Origin of the sequence: Metabacillus idriensis, from assembly GCF_009674765.1 — a bacterium.
GTDB classification, from domain to species: Bacteria; Bacillota; Bacilli; order Bacillales; family Bacillaceae; genus Bacillus_P; species Bacillus_P idriensis.
On sequence record NZ_WKKF01000002.1, the window covers coordinates 111,895 to 129,843 of the forward strand.

The following is a 17,949-nucleotide window of genomic DNA, read 5'->3' on the forward strand; positions in this document are numbered from 1 at the left end:
GGTTTTATGAATAAAGGCGCTTCATCAGGAATTCAGAGGGGACAGGCGATCACGTTTCGCATCCCCTCAGATACTCCTGAGCACATAATAAAACAGCTGCAAAAGCTGAAAGAAACCGAAAAAAGGAACTTCTCAAGCAAAATTGCTGAATTTGTTTCACAAGGTGTCAGTGATTCTTTTGTTAAGGAGAAGGAGAGCATCACAATTCCGCTTCCGCAAAAACTCAGCAAAGCTCAAAGAGACTGGATGAAACACGAGCACTCTGAAGCACTGCTTGGAAGCATTGTGTATCAGATTCTTGCTGATCCAATAAGAGCTGCTTCTCTTCTTGCTTCGTTTAACAGCAGGTCACTGGATATCGACGAGGCTCTTTACTTGCAGGAAACAGCCTTTCCGTCAAATGGCCGTCCTGCAGTGCAGGAACCTGAGCCTGACGAAGATTTTGATGAAAACGCAGGACTAGATGATTTTGATTGGGAAAAAGCATTGCAGGAGTCAGCTTCATCATCAGAAGAAGAAATAAAAGAAGAAACAGCAGATGATTTAATTGGCGGATTTCTTTCTAAAATGAATAAATGATAAGAAAAGCGGAAGCGCCCGTTTAGCGCAGGCAGACAGATAAGAAATCACCCGAAAAGTCCGGTTTTGACTTTTTTGCCGCATTTGTTTTGCCGAGGAGTCGGGCGATGGAGCTAGACATTAACGGGCAAAACTTAATACTTCCCTATCTTAGATAAAAGCTAACAGCAGACGTTAGCTTTTTTGTCTTTGTTTAAGCAAGAGTGCTGATATCTAAAATGACGTATCGCAACATAAGATGGAACGAGGAGGGATTACTCATGTACGAAGAGTTAACAAGACTTCAAAAAAAGCACCGCTTAAAGGCAGCTGAAATGCTTGCAGACTCATTCTTTGATAATCCGCTGTTTATTTACCTCTTCCCTGACGAGAGAAAAAGAAGTAGGATCTTGCAAAACGTATACCGCAGTACTGTTGAAATTGCAGATGAAATCAGTGATGTATACGTGACTTCAGACAGGGTAGAAGGAATCTTCGCTGTAAGAAGAACAGGCAATCATTCTTTTTCCCCAGCCTTATACAAAGCGATTTTAAAGACAATTTTCAGAAGCCTGTTGCTGATAAAAGACTTGCAGGTGGTTTCATTTATAAAAAAAGCGAGAAGGCTGTCCATCATTTCAAAGAGAATGGCTTTTTATGAAAAACAAAAACCACATCTAGTACTAGACATGGTTGCAGTTAATAAGAAATTCAGAGGCCAGAAGTTTATGAGTCAAATGATTAGAGCGGCGCTGAAAGAGGCAGATATCAGGAGAACTTTCTGCGTTCTGGAGACGGAGACAATCGAAAATGTCCGGATTTACGAACACTTTGGCTTCCAATTATCACAGAGCATTGAGGTGATAAAAGACCAGTTGACCGTTTATATTCTTGTTTATGATCCTCATCAGCAAATCATATATGCTGATAAAGCTTAAGGAGCATCTATTGATTTTACCCGGCCAACTTGTCCATCCTGAAGACGCACTTTTATACCGTGAGGGTGAAAAGCTGATTTAGTCAGGATGTCTTTTACAACACCGCCCGTAAGCTTCCCGGATCGCTGATCCTGCTTCAAAACGATCTGAACAGGTGTACCTGGCTTTATATGTTCGCGGTTTTGACCGTTCATTTAAACACCCATTCTTCTGCGCTGATTATTTGTTTTCTTGGAAACCTGGCTTTTCATGTTTTTCGTCTGATTGGAACCTTTCAAACTGCCATTGCCATTCGCTTGTGCCTGCTTTTTGCTGGCAAGCTTTTGTTTAATCGCCTCTTCAAGTGTCATTTTCTTTTCTGACATAGGACAAACCTCCTTTAAAAATAAGATGTACAGTCATTATACTATCATTCATTAAATAAAAATAGAACTCTCTCTGCAGGCATGCTTGAAACTGCTTAATTAGGCGGGCTTCTGTATAATAGTGGTAACCAATCTGATAGAGGAGCATGGATATGACTGTATCTTTAGGCGGAAGCCAGCTGAGCAATTATTTAGCTTTTCGAAAAGACCCTCTCCGATTTCTTTTAAATACTCATACACTTGGTGACATTGTTGCCATAAATCCTCATTCCAAGAACACATCCTACATTATTCATTCTAGAGAAGCTGTTAAGCAGATTTTGACTATTAAAGAAGAGTGTTTTGAAAAAGGTTCTTCTGCACGGACGCTTGGGAAAACACTTGGAAACGGAGTTTTAACAAGCGAAGGAGAGGAGCACAGGCATCAGAGGAAATTGATGCAGCCTGCCTTTCACAAGCGAAAAATCGCAGGTTATGCAGAAACCGTCACCTCAATGACTCAAGACTTGATTGGCTCATGGAAATCGGGAGAAACGAGGCCGATTCATGAAGATATGATGAATCTGACACTTCGGATTATCGTAAAAACAATGTTTGGAGTTAAGCTTTCTCAAGCGACAAATCATATTACTAAAGCTGTCAGCGATATCATTGAAAAAACGGCCAAATCCTTGCTGACACCTTTTCCTCCCCCAGAATATCTGCCTACCGTTAAAAATAGGAATTACAAAAAGGGAGTCCAAGTACTGGATGAACTGGCTGATTTTTTAATTGAAGAAGGAATGAAACAGTCTTCAGATGAACACCTAATGTCTTTGCTTCTTGAGACAAAGTATGAGGACGGTGAGCCATTATCGAAAAAAGAAATAAGAGATCAAATCGTCACTATTTTAATTGCAGGACATGAGACGACTGCAAATTTATTATCGTGGGTGTTTGCAATGCTTGCCGTACACCCCGATATTGAAAAAAGAATGCTTGGTGAGCTGGACCTCTTGGGTGAACGTTTGGAGTTCGGGGATTTAAAAGCTCTGTCATTTACCAATCAAATTATACAGGAAACACTAAGGCTTTATCCTTCTGCATGGATTATGCTCAGGGAGGCAAAGACGGAAGCTGAAATCTTAAATGAATCATTTAAGAAAGGTTCGATCTTTTTGATCAGTCCTTATGTTATGCACCGAAATCCAGCGTATTTCACTGACCCGGAAGAATTTATGCCTGATCGTTTTTCAAAAGAAACGAAAGATGGAATACCAATGTACGGTTATTTTCCGTTCGGAGGAGGCTCAAGAGGATGTATAGGTAGCCAGTTTGCCATGATGGAAGCAATGCTGATCGCCGGAACGATCATCAAAGAATTTACGCTTAAACCCGTAAGTAAATCTGAATCAATGGTTCCTGAACCGCTCGTTTCTTTGAGAATAAAGAATGGGTTGTTTATGACTGTAAATAAAAGAGGATAAGCAAATATATTTTCTGGGAAATAGATGGATTGCAGCCATGCCAACAACCTCAACTAGGCGCATTTCATTTCAGGGAAAGAAGGTTTTTTCATGTGATAAAGTGTACAATAAGAATCTAAGATTATGATGACGGATGATAGAGAGGATACATGAAACGAATGACTTTTTCAGCATTAGGTATTTCCGATAGATTAACTAAAGCACTTAAGCACCAGGGTATTTCAAACCCTACTCAAATTCAGGAGAAAGCGATCCCTGCGGTGCTTGAAGGTGCCGATATCATAGCGAAGGCACAGACAGGAACAGGAAAGACGCTTGCATTTGTTTTGCCGATCCTTGAAAAGATCGACACGGAGCAAAAAGCTGTTCAGGCATTGATTGTCACTCCGACGAGGGAGCTAGCCATTCAAATCACAGCTGAAATAAAGAAGATTACAGACAGGCTGAATGAGACAGGAGTCCTCGCCATTTACGGCGGACAGGATGTTGACCGCCAGATAAAAAAACTGGGGCGCGGCATTCACATTGCGGTTGGGACACCTGGCCGAATTCTGGATCACATACGCAGGGAGACGATCAATCTCTCAGAAGTATCCACGCTTGTGCTTGATGAAGCAGATCAAATGCTGCAGGCAGGCTTCCAGAAGGATATTGAAGAAATCATTGCTCAAACCTTCGACTCCCGGCAGACACTGCTTTTTTCTGCGACCATTACGAATAAAGTGAGAGACTTGTCCAAGCAGTATATGACAAATCCCAAAGATATAACGGTTAAGGAAAAGCAGATTACTGTGGAAAAAATCACTCAGCTGGTCGTGGAGACAAACGACAGGGCTAAGCAGGCGGCTCTTTTCCGTTTTCTGGACGAGCAGCGTCCTTTCCTTGCGATTATCTTCTGCCGCACGAAAATAAGAGCCGGTAGACTGTTTGATGCGATGAAGGCGCGAAAGTATGCAGCAGAAGAGCTCCACGGTGATCTTTCTCAGGCTAAAAGAGAAAAGGTGATGAAGCTCTTCCGCGAAGCCAAAATTCAATATTTGATTGCAACAGACGTTGCGGCACGGGGTCTTGATGTAGAAGGAGTAACCCATGTCTATAACTATGATATGCCTCTCGATGCTGAAACGTATATCCACCGGATTGGAAGAACGGGACGAGCAGGTGACGAAGGAGTGGCTGTCACGTTCGCTGCGCCAAAGGATATGGACGACCTCCATACAATTGAAAAAGGAATTGCGCTAAAGCTTCCGAGACAAAAAATCGACATTCCCTCATCGGAATACACATCTCAGCCTAAAAACAAAGATCAGGTTTACCGCCCTGAAAAAGCAAAAAGAGGATCACAATCCAATCGCGGAAAAGCCCAAAGAAGGCCAAGGTAAAAACGGTGGCACATCCTTGGTCTCCTGAAATAACGGTCTCAGAGTCTTTGGCCGTAAAGCTGATCACAAACGATTTCCCAAAGCTTCACCCTGTTCGTGCCAAGCTGCTTGGAAAGGGATTCGACAATACCGTATTTGAAGTGAACGGACGGTATGTTTTCAGGTTCCCGCGCAGACAGATTGCTGTCGATTTGCTGCAAACAGAAGAGCGTCTGCTGCCGATACTGCCTGACATGGGAATAGCGATACCAGTGCCTATTTTCAGCGGTTCCCCTGGATTAGACTATCAATGGCCGTACCTTGGCTATTCTTATCTTCAGGGGCAAACACCTGCTCATCTGACAGAGAAGCAGCGCACTGAAATGGCCATTCCATTAGCGAGGTTTTTAAGATCTCTTCATGCATTTCCTGTCGAACAAGCGCTGGGAGCAGGAGTTAAAAATGATACCCTCGGAAGACTTAATATGAACAAACGAATTCCGATGCTTCGTGAAACAGCAGAGAAGCTTTGCAGGATTCGTCCGGAAAGCCTTCCTGTCATACAACTGCAAAGCTATGCAGGTCAGCTCGAACCTATCGATGAAGCATCTGAAAAATGCCTCGTTCATGGAGACTTGCACATTCGGAATATCCTGGTAACCAAAGACGGGTCTCTGTCAGGGATCATTGACTGGGGAGACACTCATATTGGGGATCCTGCAGTCGATTTGTCAGCTGTTTACAGCCTTCTTCCACCCGAAGCAAGACTCCTGTTTTTTGAAGAATATGGACGAATAAATGAAACAACAGCAGCATTAGCGAGGTTTAAAGCTGTCTATACCCTTGCCATTCTCCTTATCTACGGAATCGATCTAAAGGATTGGGTTTTAGTAAAAAGCGCGGAGGAAGCATTAGAGCTTGCGCTGATTTGATGACTGAGCACCTTTAAAGGGGCTCGGTCTTTTTTGTTTTGGGGAAAATATCCAAGTACACTATTTACAACGAAACAATGTTATGTTACATTTACGTTTAAACGTAACAATGTTTTGTTCTTTCGAGAGGAGGGTTTAAATGGAGCAAGAGGTTATTTCTAAAAAAGAACTGCTTGATGCAACGGGAATATCATACGGCCAGCTTTACAGATGGAAACGGAAAAACATCATTCCAGAAGATTGGTTTATTAAAAAATCAAGCTTTACGGGACAGGAAACCTTTTTCCCAAAAGAGAAAATCTTAGAGCGTATTGAAGCGATCAAAGGGATGAAGGATGCATACTCCCTAGATGATTTATCTGCATTTTTTTCCCCGCAGCCAGCAGATGTTGCCTTATCGGGAGAAGTGCTTGCAGCCCGTTCGATCCTGACGCCGGAAACATTGAATGCATTTGGGAACAGCACTTCAGATGAGCACTATGATTTTCATTCCATCCTTTTTTTGTCGCTCGCTGAGGAGCTTAGAGGAAAGATCGATGATGAGGGGTGCTGCGAAATGCTGGATTTCATGAAGAAAAGCTATAAGGCAGAAGAGCATCAAATAAGCGAGCTGCTGGCATTTCAAAAACACAATGTGGTTATATGGTTAATCCTTAGCCCGCCTGCACATGTATATTCAAGCACGGAAATACTTGTAAGAGTAAACCTTGAAGACAAAGTAAACCAATTAAAACATCGGCTATCGGCAGTTTATTAATAGGAGGATGAGAGGATGGATGAGAGGATGGATCAGATGACAAAGCTGCATGATTTGAGAATAAATGGATCTGGTTCTGCAGGTGGAGGCCATTTCAAGACGGTTTCTATTAGCGGAAGCGGAAAAATTGCGGGCGACATTGAATGCGAGAGCATGAAAATTGGCGGATCTGGCAAAGTAGAAGGGTCGGTTTTTGCAGAGACAATCAAAATTTCCGGTTCTTCCACATTAAAGGGGAAAATAAAGACAAAACTGCTCAATATCAATGGCAGTACAAAGCTTGAGGGTGAGGTTACGGCAGAAGAGTTTACTGTAAGTGGATCCGCTAAGATGCTGAAAGAGGTTAAAGCAGGAGAATTAAAGGTAAACGGTTCTGCCAAGATATCCGGTAATCTTCACGCTGAGCGGATCGACGTAAGCGGAATGTTGACAGCGGCCCGTGATTGCGAGGCTGAGATGTTTCGTTCAAGCGGAGTCATTCATGTAGGCGGTCTGCTCAGTGCCGATAATATTGAGATTTGCTTGGATCATTATTCAAAAGTGAAGGAAATCGGCGGCGAAACGATCACCGTCAGTATCGCTAAATCATTTAACCTCTTCCGCCGCCTGTTCAAGTTTTTGAATTCCGAGCCGTATCTTCATACAGAAGTGATTGAGGGCGATACGATTCGTCTTCAGCACACGAAGGCGAAATTAGTAAGAGGTACCGACATTTACATTGGGGAAAACTGTGAAATTGGAACAGTCGAATATACTGGAAGCCTTGACGTTCATCCGAAAGCTTCCGTTCACAATTCCAAGAAGGTGTAGCTGAACAGAATTATATATCCCCATAAGTTCATAGACAAAAAGATGGTTTTTTCGCTAGGCTCATTTCGTAATTATTGTTGCTATTGGATAAAATGTTAAAAACCTTAAGTGGATTGCAGCGGAAGGAACTTGACTCCTGCGGGAAATAGAGCAAAATGGGAGACCCCACAGGCAAAGCCGAGGAGGCTCCCATGCTCCCCGCGGAAAGCAAGTTCCTCTCGCTGCAAGGAACGGACATCATTTATCATGGAAAACAACAATCTAATCGAAAACAGCCTTTCGCTAAGTAAGACTTCATTAAGAAATCCGCTGAATCCCTGCTTAAACAAACCCGCAGCAAAAAAATAAAAAGCATCCGGCATACCATGTCTGAGCGGACATACATGCCGAATGCTTTTTATATATCAATGAAACCTTTTATGCCTGTTCTGCCCATTCCTCTACGTTCCAGACCTTTGTAATCCAGTCTTCATAGAAGTCAGGTTCATGGCATACGAGAATGACTGTGCCTTTATAAGCCTTTAATGCGCGTTTTAATTCTTCTTTCGCTGTTACGTCCAAGTGATTGGTCGGCTCATCGAAAAGGAGCCAGTTGCTTTCATACTGAAGCAATTTGCATAAGCGGACTTTTGCCTGCTCTCCGCCGCTCAGCTGATTTAATGGACGGGATATATGTTCATTTTTCAAGCCTACACGTGCGAGCATCGCACGGACCTGATGCTGATCAAGACCGGGGAATGCATTCCAGACGTCATCGATCGGCGTGATGTTTTCCGCTTTTACTTCCTGTTCGAAGTATGAAGGGAATAGGAAATCGCCAAGCTGAATGGTACCGCCTAATGGCTTAATTTTCCCTAAAATCGTTTTAAGAAGGGTGGATTTCCCTACTCCGTTGCAGCCGACAATCGCAATTTTCTCTCCGCGCTCAATCGTCATGGTGAGCTTTGGAAGAAGAGGGTCCGTGTACCCGATTTCGACATCTTTTCCTTCAAACACAAATCGGCTGCTTCCGCGTGATTCTTTAAATTCAAACGTCGGCTTCATCGCCGTTTCAGGCCGGTCAATCCGGTCCATGCGGTCAAGCTGTTTTTGACGGCTTTTCGCGCGTCCGGTAGTCGAATAGCGTGCTTTGTTTTTTGCGATGAAATCTTCTTGCTTTTTAATGAAATCCTTTTGCTTTTCATAAGCATGAAGATGCTGGTTTTTATTGATCTCCGCAAGCTCCAGGAATTTTTCGTAAGTTGCTGTATAGCGAGTGAGCTTAGAGAATTCCAAATGGAAAATAACATCAACGACGCCATTCATAAATTCAGTGTCATGGGAAATCAGCAAAAATGCGTTCGGATATTCTTTTAAATAATGGCTCAGCCACTGGATATGCTCAACATCTAAATAGTTGGTAGGCTCATCCAGAAGGAGAACCTCAGGTTGTTCAAGCAGAAGCTTTGCCAAAAGAACTTTTGTCCGCTGTCCTCCGCTCAGGGCAGATACGTCACGGTCGAGTCCAATTGCATCAAGGCCAAGGCCGCGTGCTGCTTCCTCTACCTTAATATCAAGGGAATAAAATCCGCCGGCATCAAGGTGGTCCTGGATTTCGCCCATTTTCTCAAGCAGGTCTTCCAGTTCTTCCGGACTTGCACTGCCCATAAGGCCGATGACTTCGTTCAGTTCTTCTTCTTTTTTATATAGTGGCAAGAACGCGTCTCTTAACACGTCTCTAATTGTTTTTCCTTTTGATAACACGGTATGCTGGTCCAGGTAACCATAATGAACGCCTGGTGTCCATTCCACTTTGCCTGAATCATGGATCAGCTCTTTCGTCATAATGTTCATCATTGTTGATTTTCCGACACCGTTTGCGCCGACCAGACCGACATGCTCTCCAGGCAAAAGTCTGAAGGAGACATCTTTAAATAAGGTACGGTCTCCAAAGCTGTGGCTTAACTTCTCTATTGTAAGTAAACTCATGTTCTTCTTAACCCTCCGCTGCATTCTAAAATATTCATTCTTCCATCATACTAAAACCTTTTGCTTTAAGCTATACCGGAAACCCGGAACATTATGGCACAGGCCTGTTCTGTATAATGCTTGTTTACAAACAAAAAAGCAGCGGATCCGCTGCTATAAGACATGCTTTTTCATCAAATCCTCGAGCATATGATCGATGCATCTTAAAATGGTTTGCTTTGAGGTTTGCGAATTTTCTTTTATAATAATACAGGTTTTCCCTGTAATTCGGGTTGCCAGGTCTTCGTGGTAAGCTGCTACAATATTCGGGTCCATTACATAAAACATGAGCCCTTTTTGTCTGCCGGCATAGCCGACCTGCAGCTCACCGTCCAGGTAATAAACGGGAAATCCATATTCAAATCCTTCTTTAGCATCGGGAAGGGCTGAGAGAATCTTTGTCCGGAGCATGTGCATATCCTCCAGATGTTCTTCTTTTGCTTTGCTGAAATAAAGCTGTACTTCGGAATGCATCAAGGTACCTCACTTTCTGCTTGTCAAAATCACGAATCTCTACTAATTATGGTAACATAAAAGGGAAAACTTGGTTTAAGACGGAGGGGCAAAGATTATGAGAGAAACAGATTTAATCAAGTATTTTGACAGATTTACTCATATAGAAAAAATAGATAAAGGTTTCTCAAGCGATTTAAAGTTCTTAGCTGTCTGTAAAAGCGGAAAAAAATATGTCCTCCGTACGGCTGAACTGGAGAAGTACGAAGCGAAATTAAAAGAATTTGAGATTTTAAAAGAGATTGAGAAGCGAAAAATCAAATCCTCCATACCCGTTGAATTCGGAAAAATAGAGCCCCTGAATAGCTCCTATATGCTTGTAGAATACATTGATGGAGAAGAAGCTTTAGAGGAGCTTCCCAAGCTTTCCATTCACGATCAATATCAAATTGGCTATGAGGCCGGCCTCGACCTCTTAAAACTGCATACAATTAAAGCGCCATCATCGCCTCTTTCCTGGTATGACGCGGCCTCTGCAAAGCATGAACGCTATCTGAAAGCATACAGAGAAAGCGGAATTCATTTAGAATATGGCGAGAAAACAAATAGGTTCATCCATGAAAACCTAGTCTTCATGAAGGATCGGCCCCGCGTTCTTCAGCATGATGATTTCCATCCAGCCAATCTCATTGTCCGAAATGGGGAGTACGCAGGCTGCATCGATTTTAATCGCTATGACTATGGGGATCCTTATCATGATTTTTATAAAGTAGCTCTTTTCAGCAGAGAAGTGAGCATTCCTTTTTCAGTTGGCCAGATAAACGGCTATTTTAAAGATGAAGTTCCGGCTGAATTCTGGAGGCTTTATGCTCTTTATGCAGCCATGAGCATTTTCTCGGCAGTCGTCTGGACGCACAGAGAAACTCCGCATTTAATGGATAGCATGCTGAAGCGTCTACGCTTGATTGCTGATGATCACTCTGCGTTTGATCAGATTGAACCGAAGTGGTTCAACTCTTTTGGCGGCATTTTGTGATACCATATAATATCGAATGAAAGTGAGGAATGTGACTATGGGAAAAATTGTCGTTCTTGCAGAAAAACCCTCTGTAGGGAGGGACCTCGCAAGAGTTTTACAATGCGGAAAAAAAGGCAATGGATATTTTGAAGGCAGTACGCACATTGTTACCTGGGCGCTTGGACATCTTGTGACACATGCAGATCCTGAGGCTTACAGTGATTCTTATAAAACGTGGAAAATGGAAGACCTGCCGATGCTTCCGCAGGAACTGAAGCTTGTCGTGATTAAAAAAACAAGCAAACAATTTCAGGCAGTAAAAGCTTTATTAAACCGGAAAGACGTGACGGAAATCGTCATTGCAACAGACGCAGGACGAGAAGGCGAGCTTGTTGCAAGGTGGATTATTGAAAAGGCTCATGTCCATAAACCGATCAAACGTCTTTGGATTTCATCCGTTACGGATAAAGCCATTAAAGATGGATTCAAAAAACTGAAAAACGGCCGGGAATATGAAAATTTATTTCATTCTGCAGTCGCTAGGGCAGAGGCTGACTGGATTGTCGGCATGAATGCCACTCGGGCTTTAACGACGAAATACAATGCGCAGCTTTCATCAGGGAGAGTTCAAACACCTACGCTTGCCATTATTGCCGAGCGTGAAAATGAAATTAAGGCATTTCAGCCGAAGGCGTATTACGGATTAAAAGCAAATACAAGCGCAGGCCTGCATTTAGTCTGGCAGGATGCAAAAACGAAGGATATCAAGACATTTGATAAAGAAAAAATCGATTCATTGGCTAAAGGTCTCGCGGATAAGGACGCTGTGATTGTTTCTGCAGACAAAGCATACAAAAAGACATTTTCACCAGGTCTGTATGATTTAACAGAGCTTCAGCGCGATGCCAATAAACGATATGGCTATTCCGCAAAAGAGACCCTTTCTATTATGCAAAAGCTGTATGAACAGCATAAAGTTCTGACATATCCGAGAACAGACTCGCGTTACCTCAGCTCAGACATTGTGGAAACGCTCAGTGAAAGAGTAAAAGCCTGCGGTGTAAAGCCGTATGCAAAAGCAGCGATGAAAATTCTACAAAAGCCGATCAAGGGGAATCCGTCTTTTGTAGATGACAGTAAAGTATCTGATCACCATGCAATCATCCCGACAGAGGAAACAGTGATTGCGTCTGCCTTCAGTGATAAGGAAAGAAAAATATATGATTTGGTTGTGAAACGGTTCCTGGCTGTTTTATCTCCTCCTTTCGAGTATGAACAAACGACTCTTACATGCAAAATTGGACAGGAAACGTTCTTTACTAAAGGAAAAGTGGTTCTTTCCCAAGGCTTTAAGGACGTTTACGAGTTTGAGACGGATGAAGAAAAGGAAGGCCTCGCTGAGCAAAAGCTGCCTGCGCTGAATAAGGGAGACATTCTAAAAGTTCAGACGCTTGTCCAGACAAAAGGAGAAACAAAACCGCCTGCGCGCTTTAACGAAGCAACTCTTCTGTCAGCTATGGAAAATCCGGCTAAATATATGTCCGGAAATGCTGATTTAAAAAAGGTCATTGGTGAAACGGGCGGGCTTGGAACTGTAGCAACCCGTGCGGATATTATCGAGAAATTATTTAACAGCTTCCTAGTTGAAAAGAAAGGCAAAGAGCTGTTCGTAACATCTAAAGGAAAGCAGCTGCTGGATCTTGTACCGCAGGATTTAAAATCACCTGCTCTTACAGCGGAATGGGAGCAGAAACTGACGCTGATTGCAAAAGGAAAGCTATCAAAGCAGGCTTTTATTCAGGAGATGAAAGGCTATGCGAAGGCTGTCGTCCAAGAAGTGAAAAACAGCGATAAGAAATTCAAACATGATAACATCACAGGACGTAAATGCCCGGAGTGCGGAAAGCTTCTGCTTGAAGTAAACGGCAAAAAAGGCAAGATGTTTGTATGTCAGGACAGAGAATGCGGTTATCGCAAAGGAGTGTCCCGGGCAACAAATGCAAGATGTCCCGTCTGCCATAAAAAGCTTGAACTCAGAGGCGAGGGTGAAGGGCAGATCTTTGTCTGCGGATGCGGCCACAGGGAAAAGCTCTCTGCGTTTACAGAAAGAAAGAAAAAATCTCAAAACAGCAAAGTATCCAAAAAAGAAGTGGCTAATTATATGAAAAAGCAAAATGATGAGCTCTCTAATCCGGCTTTAGCGGATGCTTTGTCTAAATTGAAATTTGACTAAAAAAAGCAGTCTTGGTTTAAAACCAGGGCTGCTTTTTGCTTTCACAAAAATTTACAGCAGCAGATATCTAAACTGAGAGTTTGGAAGACTCATGTTCGTTTTATTACTGGGAATACAGGGTAAAGAAAGGTTTGACAAACCATTGTATAACTTATCCTTAAAAAGAAAAATTTGCATTAAAGCACTTTCAATTCCAATAAAAGAAAGGAATTACATAAATATGACTAAAGTATGATAAAAATGTGACATTTGTTTGAACGACTGATGAAATTCTCGTGACATTTAAGAAATGGCATCACATCAGGAAGCTAGCTCTGCTAGCATATAGAGGAAAAGAAAACGAAAACATCGTTTTTTTGAAATAATTTAAAGGTATGCTTTTTTGGCATCCACATTATAGTAAATCAGTTATTAATTAGGAAGGAAGGTGAACCTGGTGTTCAAGCTGTTTAAACCATTTTTAGCGTTAGGTCTATTACTCTCTGTTTTTTTACTCGGCGGATGCAGTGAACTCGTCATCCTAGATCCGAAAGGCCCAGTTGCAGCTGCACAAAGTGACCTTATTCTCTTGTCGATAGGTTTTATGCTATTCATTCTTGCTGTTGTTTTTGTACTCTTTACTCTCATTGTTGTGAAGTATCGCGAACGCAAAGACAATATGGAATATGAGCCGCCTGAAATGGAAGGAAGCAAATTCCTTGAAATCGTATGGACGGTTATTCCAATCATTATCGTTATTGCACTTTCCATTCCTACAGTGCAAACCATCTATGCACTGGAAGAACCGCCTGAGTCATCAAAAGACAAGGCACCTTTAGTCATACACGCAACATCTGTTGACTGGAAATGGATTTTCTCTTATGAAGAAGAGGGGATTGAAACCGTTAACTACTTAAACATTCCTGAAGACCGTGCAGTTGAATTTAAACTATCATCTGCTGATACGATGACAGCATTCTGGATTCCTCAATTAGGCGGACAGAAATATGCGATGTCAGGAATGCAGACTAAGCTGTTCCTTCAGGCAGATGAGCCTGGAACATATGCAGGACGCAATGCAAACTTTACAGGTAAAGGCTTTGAAAGACATACATTCAATGTAGAAGCTATGCCTGAAGATAAGTTTGAAGACTGGGTAGAGGAAACGAAAGACTCTGCTCCTGAATTAACGCAGGACCAATATGATCAATTAATGCTTCCTGGTACAACCGGGAAAATGACTTTCTCTAACACTCATCTTGACTGGGTCGACCACTCAAAAGATTCAGAGTATGCAGTAAGAGTCCGCGAGCAATCCGGCTATGAATTGCACAAGCATGATGAAGTAGATCATTTAGAGAAATTAGATCCAAATAAAGAATTGAACATCGATCATTCTAAAAAATCAGAAGGTCATTCAGAACATGGAGAAGACCACTCCGAACATGAAACAGATCATTCAGAACACGAATCAGAAGAACAGACTGAAGATCATTCAGCACACGATTCTCACTGAGAAGGGAGGAAACACCAACTATGAAATGGGATGAATTTATTGTAACCGGCGACCCGTTGATTTTAGGAGCACAGATCTCTATTTTATTAACGTCGATTGCCGTTGTATTTGTACTCACTTATTTTAAAAAGTGGAAATGGCTCTGGACAGAATGGATCACAACTGTCGACCATAAGAAGCTTGGAATTATGTACATCATTGCTGCTATTCTGATGCTGTTCCGCGGAGGGGTAGACGCGCTGCTTATGCGTGTTCAGCTAACGCTGCCGGATTCAGAGTTTTTAAACTCACAGCATTATAATGAAATCTTTACAACACACGGAACAATCATGATTATCTTTATGGCGATGCCGTTCCTTATTGGATTAATGAACGTTGTTGTTCCTCTCCAAATTGGAGCACGCGACGTGGCATACCCATATCTTAACTCACTAAGTTTCTGGACATTCTTTGTTGGTGCGATGCTGTTTAACATTTCTTTCGTTATCGGCGGATCACCTGATGCGGGCTGGACGAGCTACACGCCTCTCGCAGGTAATGAGGCAAGTCCTGGACCTGGACAGAACTATTACCTCCTCGGCCTTCAGGTTGCTGGGATTGGTACGCTGTTAACAGGTATTAACTTCATGGTCACGATCTTAAAGATGCGTGCACCGGGTATGACGCTTATGCGCATGCCGATGTTTACTTGGACATCTTTAATCACTTGTTTGATTATCGTGTTCGCTTTCCCGGTATTAACGGTTGCACTTGCGCTGATGTCCTTTGACCGACTGTTTGGCACAGCCTTTTTCACTCTTGAAAATGGCGGTATGCCAATGCTATGGGCAAACTTGTTCTGGATTTGGGGACATCCAGAGGTTTACATTGTTATTTTGCCGGCATTCGGTATTTTCTCAGAAATTATTTCAACGTTTGCAAGAAAAACCTTGTTTGGCTACAAAGCGATGGTTATCTCTATCGTAGCTATCTCTGGCTTGAGCTTTGTCGTTTGGGTCCATCACTTCTTTACAATGGGTTCAGGAGCGCTTGTTAACTCCTTCTTCTCGATTACGACAATGGCGATTGCCATACCGACAGGTGTTAAAATATTTAACTGGCTCTTTACGCTTTATAAAGGAAGAATCAGATTTACTGTACCGATGCTTTGGTCACTTGCGTTTATTCCAAACTTCGTTATCGGCGGGGTAACAGGAGTAATGCTTGCGATGGCTGCAGCAGATTATCAGTATCATAATACGTACTTCCTGATCGCTCATTTCCACTACGTATTGATTGCTGGTACCGTGTTTGCTTGTTTCGCAGGTCTGATTTTCTGGTATCCGAAAATGTTCGGCCACAAATTAAACGAAAGAATTGGGAAAGTCAGCTTCTGGCTGTTCACAATTGGTTTCAATATCTGTTTCTTCCCAATGTACTTCCTGGGCTTAGCGGGTATGCCCCGCCGTATTTCAACATACGGTGCAGCAGACGGCTGGACTGGACTGAATGTTGTTGCATCTATTGGTGCAGCTGGAATGGCTTTAGGATTCGTTGTTCTTGTTTATAACATCTACTACAGCTTCCGCTACTCACCACGTGAGCAAACAGGAGATGCGTGGGATGGACGTACGCTTGAATGGGCTACAACAACTATGATTCCGCCTCACTATAACTTTGCGGTTACACCTGAGGTTAAGGGTCTTGATGCATTCTGGCAAATGAAAATGGAAGAAAAAGAAACGGGCAAGAAAAAAGAAGTGGTGTACAAACCGATCCACATGCCTAACTACTCAGGCAGACCGTTTATCATGTCTGTATTCTTCGGCATCAGCGGTTTCGCACTTGTTTTCCAATGGTGGATTCCGGCTATTGTCGGCTTAATTGGAATTTTTGCCTGCATGATCCTTCGTTCGTTTGAAGAAGATCATGGTTACTATGTAAGTGTTGACGAAATAAAAGAAACAGAACAAAAAATATCTGTGTAAAGGAGGCGTGAATTATGGAACATGCACATCATCATGAAGAACATGATCCAAATGTGCCTCTTGAATATCAATCGGAAATTGGCCGTTTGAATATTCTGGGCTTCTGGATCTTCTTAGGTGCTGAAATTGCGCTGTTTGCAACGCTCTTTGCCACCTACTTTGTATTAGCACCGATGACAGCAGACGGTCCTCTGCCAACTGATCTTTTCAAGATCGAAGGCGTACTGATTATGACGTTCCTGCTGTTAACAAGCAGTTTCACATGTGGTCTTGCTATTCACGAATTGCGTCGCCATAATCAAAAAGGCGTTATGTTGTGGACCATTATCACATTGGTATTAGGTTTAGGGTTTGTTGGCTATGAAATCTATGAGTTTGTAGAATATGTTCACCATGGTGCTACATTGCAGTCTAGTGCAATGTGGTCTGGATTCTTCGTTTTGGCAGGAACCCATGGACTTCACGTCACCATCGGGATATTCTGGATTAGCTTTATCTTAATGCAAGTAAAGAAACGCGGTTTAACACCGCAGACATCTGCGAAGCTGTTTATCTCAAGTCTTTACTGGCATTTCCTAGACGTTGTCTGGATCTTCATCTTTACAGGAGTGTACTTGCTTCTAATGATGGGAGGATTAAGTCCGCATGGCCACTAATCAGCAAAAAACAGCAGAGAGTCACAATCATTTTCCTTGGAGTCACGTTATTGGCTTCATCTCATCAATTGTCCTGACGCTCGTAGCTTTATGGCTAGGATTATATACTGATTTTGCATTATCTGTAAAAATCGCTGTTGTTTTCACTCTTGCATTCCTTCAGGCTGGCATTCAGCTATTCATGTTCATGCATATGACGGAATCAGAGAGCGGAAACGTTCAAGTAGTCAATACAGCCTTCGCGATCTTTGTTGCGGTTGTAACAGTTCTTGGCTCTGTATGGGTTATGAATGACCATTAGAATCCAATAAAAAACGCCCTTGGCCGGAAAAGGCCAGGGCGTTTTTTTTGCTTATTTAATAATATCAAAGTTGCTTTTAGGTTCAGCTTTACGTTTTAATATCGGTTTTGCATAAATCAGGTAGGCTGCAACGTGAGCAAATATTAGATTAATGAAGAAGAGAGATCCTCCAAGCACATGCATGGCCATACTCAAATCCATTGTTGCATACATGCCGAAGTATACCCACAGCAATAAGATAAACGGTATGTGAAGGAGTGCCAGATTCTTGCGCTGATCCCACAAGAACAGAGGTGTGGCACTTACAATAAGTAAATATACGAAAAATACATCCATTTTTAACAACTCCCTTTTATATACTTCGTGTCAACGCTTACATTATTTTAATTGTGACAAACTCAGAAACACTTTGTGAACGTTTTGTTACAATTAGTATATCATATCAGGTTTAAAATTCCAGTACTTCTAACTATTTCTTATAAATAAATTTTGAAAATACAGAAAACTGAAGCGGCTTTTTTCCCAATACCATATTCTATGATTGTTCATCCGTGATTTTGTTCGTTTCGGGATCCATCATTTAAGCTGTTTTTGCATAGATTGTTGATTTCAATTAGAAATCGTTACTTTCC

18 protein-coding genes are annotated in these 17,949 nt (G+C 42.2%); 13 read left to right on the forward strand and 5 right to left on the reverse strand.

Annotated elements, in window-relative coordinates:
- Positions 1 to 6 precede the first annotated feature (6 nt).
- A complete protein-coding gene (locus tag GJU41_RS08865; RefSeq protein WP_070878841.1) occupies positions 7 to 579 on the forward strand; it encodes a hypothetical protein in 573 nt (190 codons plus the stop codon).
- Positions 580 to 839: 260 nt separating this feature from the next.
- Complete coding sequence (locus tag GJU41_RS08870; RefSeq protein WP_154318385.1) at positions 840 to 1,496, forward strand: GNAT family N-acetyltransferase; 657 nt, start codon at positions 840 to 842, stop codon at positions 1,494 to 1,496.
- On the opposite strand, the gene GJU41_RS08875 is transcribed toward GJU41_RS08870, so the two are convergent.
- A complete protein-coding gene (locus GJU41_RS08875; protein ID WP_070878839.1) occupies positions 1,493 to 1,690 on the reverse strand; it encodes a YwbE family protein in 198 nt (65 codons plus the stop codon). The two genes, GJU41_RS08870 and GJU41_RS08875, sit on opposite strands and share 4 nt — an antisense overlap.
- Entirely contained in the window at positions 1,691 to 1,861 is a 171-nt protein-coding gene (locus GJU41_RS24635; protein ID WP_165971023.1) for a hypothetical protein, read from the reverse strand.
- A 152-nt stretch (positions 1,862 to 2,013) separates the two neighbouring features.
- On the opposite strand from GJU41_RS24635, the gene GJU41_RS08880 reads away from it, so the two are divergent.
- The 5 genes from GJU41_RS08880 (at position 2,014) to GJU41_RS08900 (ending at position 7,187) form a co-directional block, all read left to right on the forward strand.
- Positions 2,014 to 3,327: a cytochrome P450 gene (locus GJU41_RS08880; protein WP_170292755.1), complete on the forward strand. Its 1,314-nt coding sequence runs from the start codon at positions 2,014 to 2,016 to the stop codon at positions 3,325 to 3,327.
- A 149-nt stretch (positions 3,328 to 3,476) separates the two neighbouring features.
- Complete coding sequence (locus GJU41_RS08885; RefSeq protein WP_083328344.1) at positions 3,477 to 4,709, forward strand: DEAD/DEAH box helicase; 1,233 nt, start codon at positions 3,477 to 3,479, stop codon at positions 4,707 to 4,709.
- 5 nt (positions 4,710 to 4,714) lie between these two features.
- A complete protein-coding gene (locus GJU41_RS08890; RefSeq protein WP_070878836.1) occupies positions 4,715 to 5,620 on the forward strand; it encodes a phosphotransferase in 906 nt (301 codons plus the stop codon).
- Between the two features lie 139 nt (positions 5,621 to 5,759).
- The gene (locus GJU41_RS08895; RefSeq protein WP_070878835.1) at positions 5,760 to 6,377 is read left to right on the forward strand and encodes a DUF4004 family protein; all 618 of its coding nucleotides are present in this window, start codon (positions 5,760 to 5,762) and stop codon (positions 6,375 to 6,377) included.
- A gap of 15 nt (positions 6,378 to 6,392) precedes the next feature.
- Positions 6,393 to 7,187, forward strand: a complete 795-nt coding sequence (locus GJU41_RS08900; RefSeq protein ID WP_083328342.1) for a polymer-forming cytoskeletal protein — start codon at positions 6,393 to 6,395, stop codon at positions 7,185 to 7,187.
- Between the two features lie 417 nt (positions 7,188 to 7,604).
- Here GJU41_RS08900 and GJU41_RS08905 read toward each other — a convergent pair whose 3' ends face one another.
- Together GJU41_RS08905 and GJU41_RS08910 are read right to left on the reverse strand one after the other, a co-directional pair.
- The gene (locus tag GJU41_RS08905; RefSeq protein ID WP_154318387.1) at positions 7,605 to 9,155 is read right to left on the reverse strand and encodes an ABC-F family ATP-binding cassette domain-containing protein; all 1,551 of its coding nucleotides are present in this window, start codon (positions 9,153 to 9,155) and stop codon (positions 7,605 to 7,607) included.
- Positions 9,156 to 9,308: 153 nt separating this feature from the next.
- Positions 9,309 to 9,668, reverse strand: coding sequence for a DUF1801 domain-containing protein (locus tag GJU41_RS08910; RefSeq protein WP_154318388.1), 360 nt, complete (start codon positions 9,666 to 9,668; stop codon positions 9,309 to 9,311).
- A 97-nt stretch (positions 9,669 to 9,765) separates the two neighbouring features.
- On the opposite strand from GJU41_RS08910, the gene GJU41_RS08915 reads away from it, so the two are divergent.
- The 6 genes from GJU41_RS08915 (at position 9,766) to qoxD (ending at position 17,317) form a co-directional block, all read left to right on the forward strand.
- A complete protein-coding gene (locus GJU41_RS08915; protein WP_154318389.1) occupies positions 9,766 to 10,683 on the forward strand; it encodes an aminoglycoside phosphotransferase family protein in 918 nt (305 codons plus the stop codon).
- Positions 10,684 to 10,720: 37 nt separating this feature from the next.
- Positions 10,721 to 12,898, forward strand: coding sequence for a DNA topoisomerase III (locus tag GJU41_RS08920; protein ID WP_154318390.1), 2,178 nt, complete (start codon positions 10,721 to 10,723; stop codon positions 12,896 to 12,898).
- A gap of 436 nt (positions 12,899 to 13,334) precedes the next feature.
- Entirely contained in the window at positions 13,335 to 14,393 is a 1,059-nt protein-coding gene (gene qoxA, locus GJU41_RS08925; protein WP_070878830.1) for a cytochrome aa3 quinol oxidase subunit II, read from the forward strand.
- 20 nt (positions 14,394 to 14,413) lie between these two features.
- The gene (gene qoxB / locus GJU41_RS08930) at positions 14,414 to 16,360 is read left to right on the forward strand and encodes a cytochrome aa3 quinol oxidase subunit I (protein ID WP_070878829.1); all 1,947 of its coding nucleotides are present in this window, start codon (positions 14,414 to 14,416) and stop codon (positions 16,358 to 16,360) included.
- A gap of 14 nt (positions 16,361 to 16,374) precedes the next feature.
- On the forward strand, positions 16,375 to 17,016 hold the full coding sequence (qoxC, locus tag GJU41_RS08935) for a cytochrome aa3 quinol oxidase subunit III (RefSeq protein WP_070878828.1): 642 nt from the start codon (positions 16,375 to 16,377) through the stop codon (positions 17,014 to 17,016).
- Positions 17,006 to 17,317: a cytochrome aa3 quinol oxidase subunit IV gene (gene qoxD, locus GJU41_RS08940; protein WP_070878827.1), complete on the forward strand. Its 312-nt coding sequence runs from the start codon at positions 17,006 to 17,008 to the stop codon at positions 17,315 to 17,317. Before qoxC ends, qoxD begins: the two co-directional genes overlap by 11 nt.
- Before the next feature lie 51 nt (positions 17,318 to 17,368).
- On the opposite strand, the gene GJU41_RS08945 is transcribed toward qoxD, so the two are convergent.
- Positions 17,369 to 17,653: a spore morphogenesis/germination protein YwcE gene (locus GJU41_RS08945; RefSeq protein WP_070878826.1), complete on the reverse strand. Its 285-nt coding sequence runs from the start codon at positions 17,651 to 17,653 to the stop codon at positions 17,369 to 17,371.
- Positions 17,654 to 17,949 lie beyond the last annotated feature (296 nt).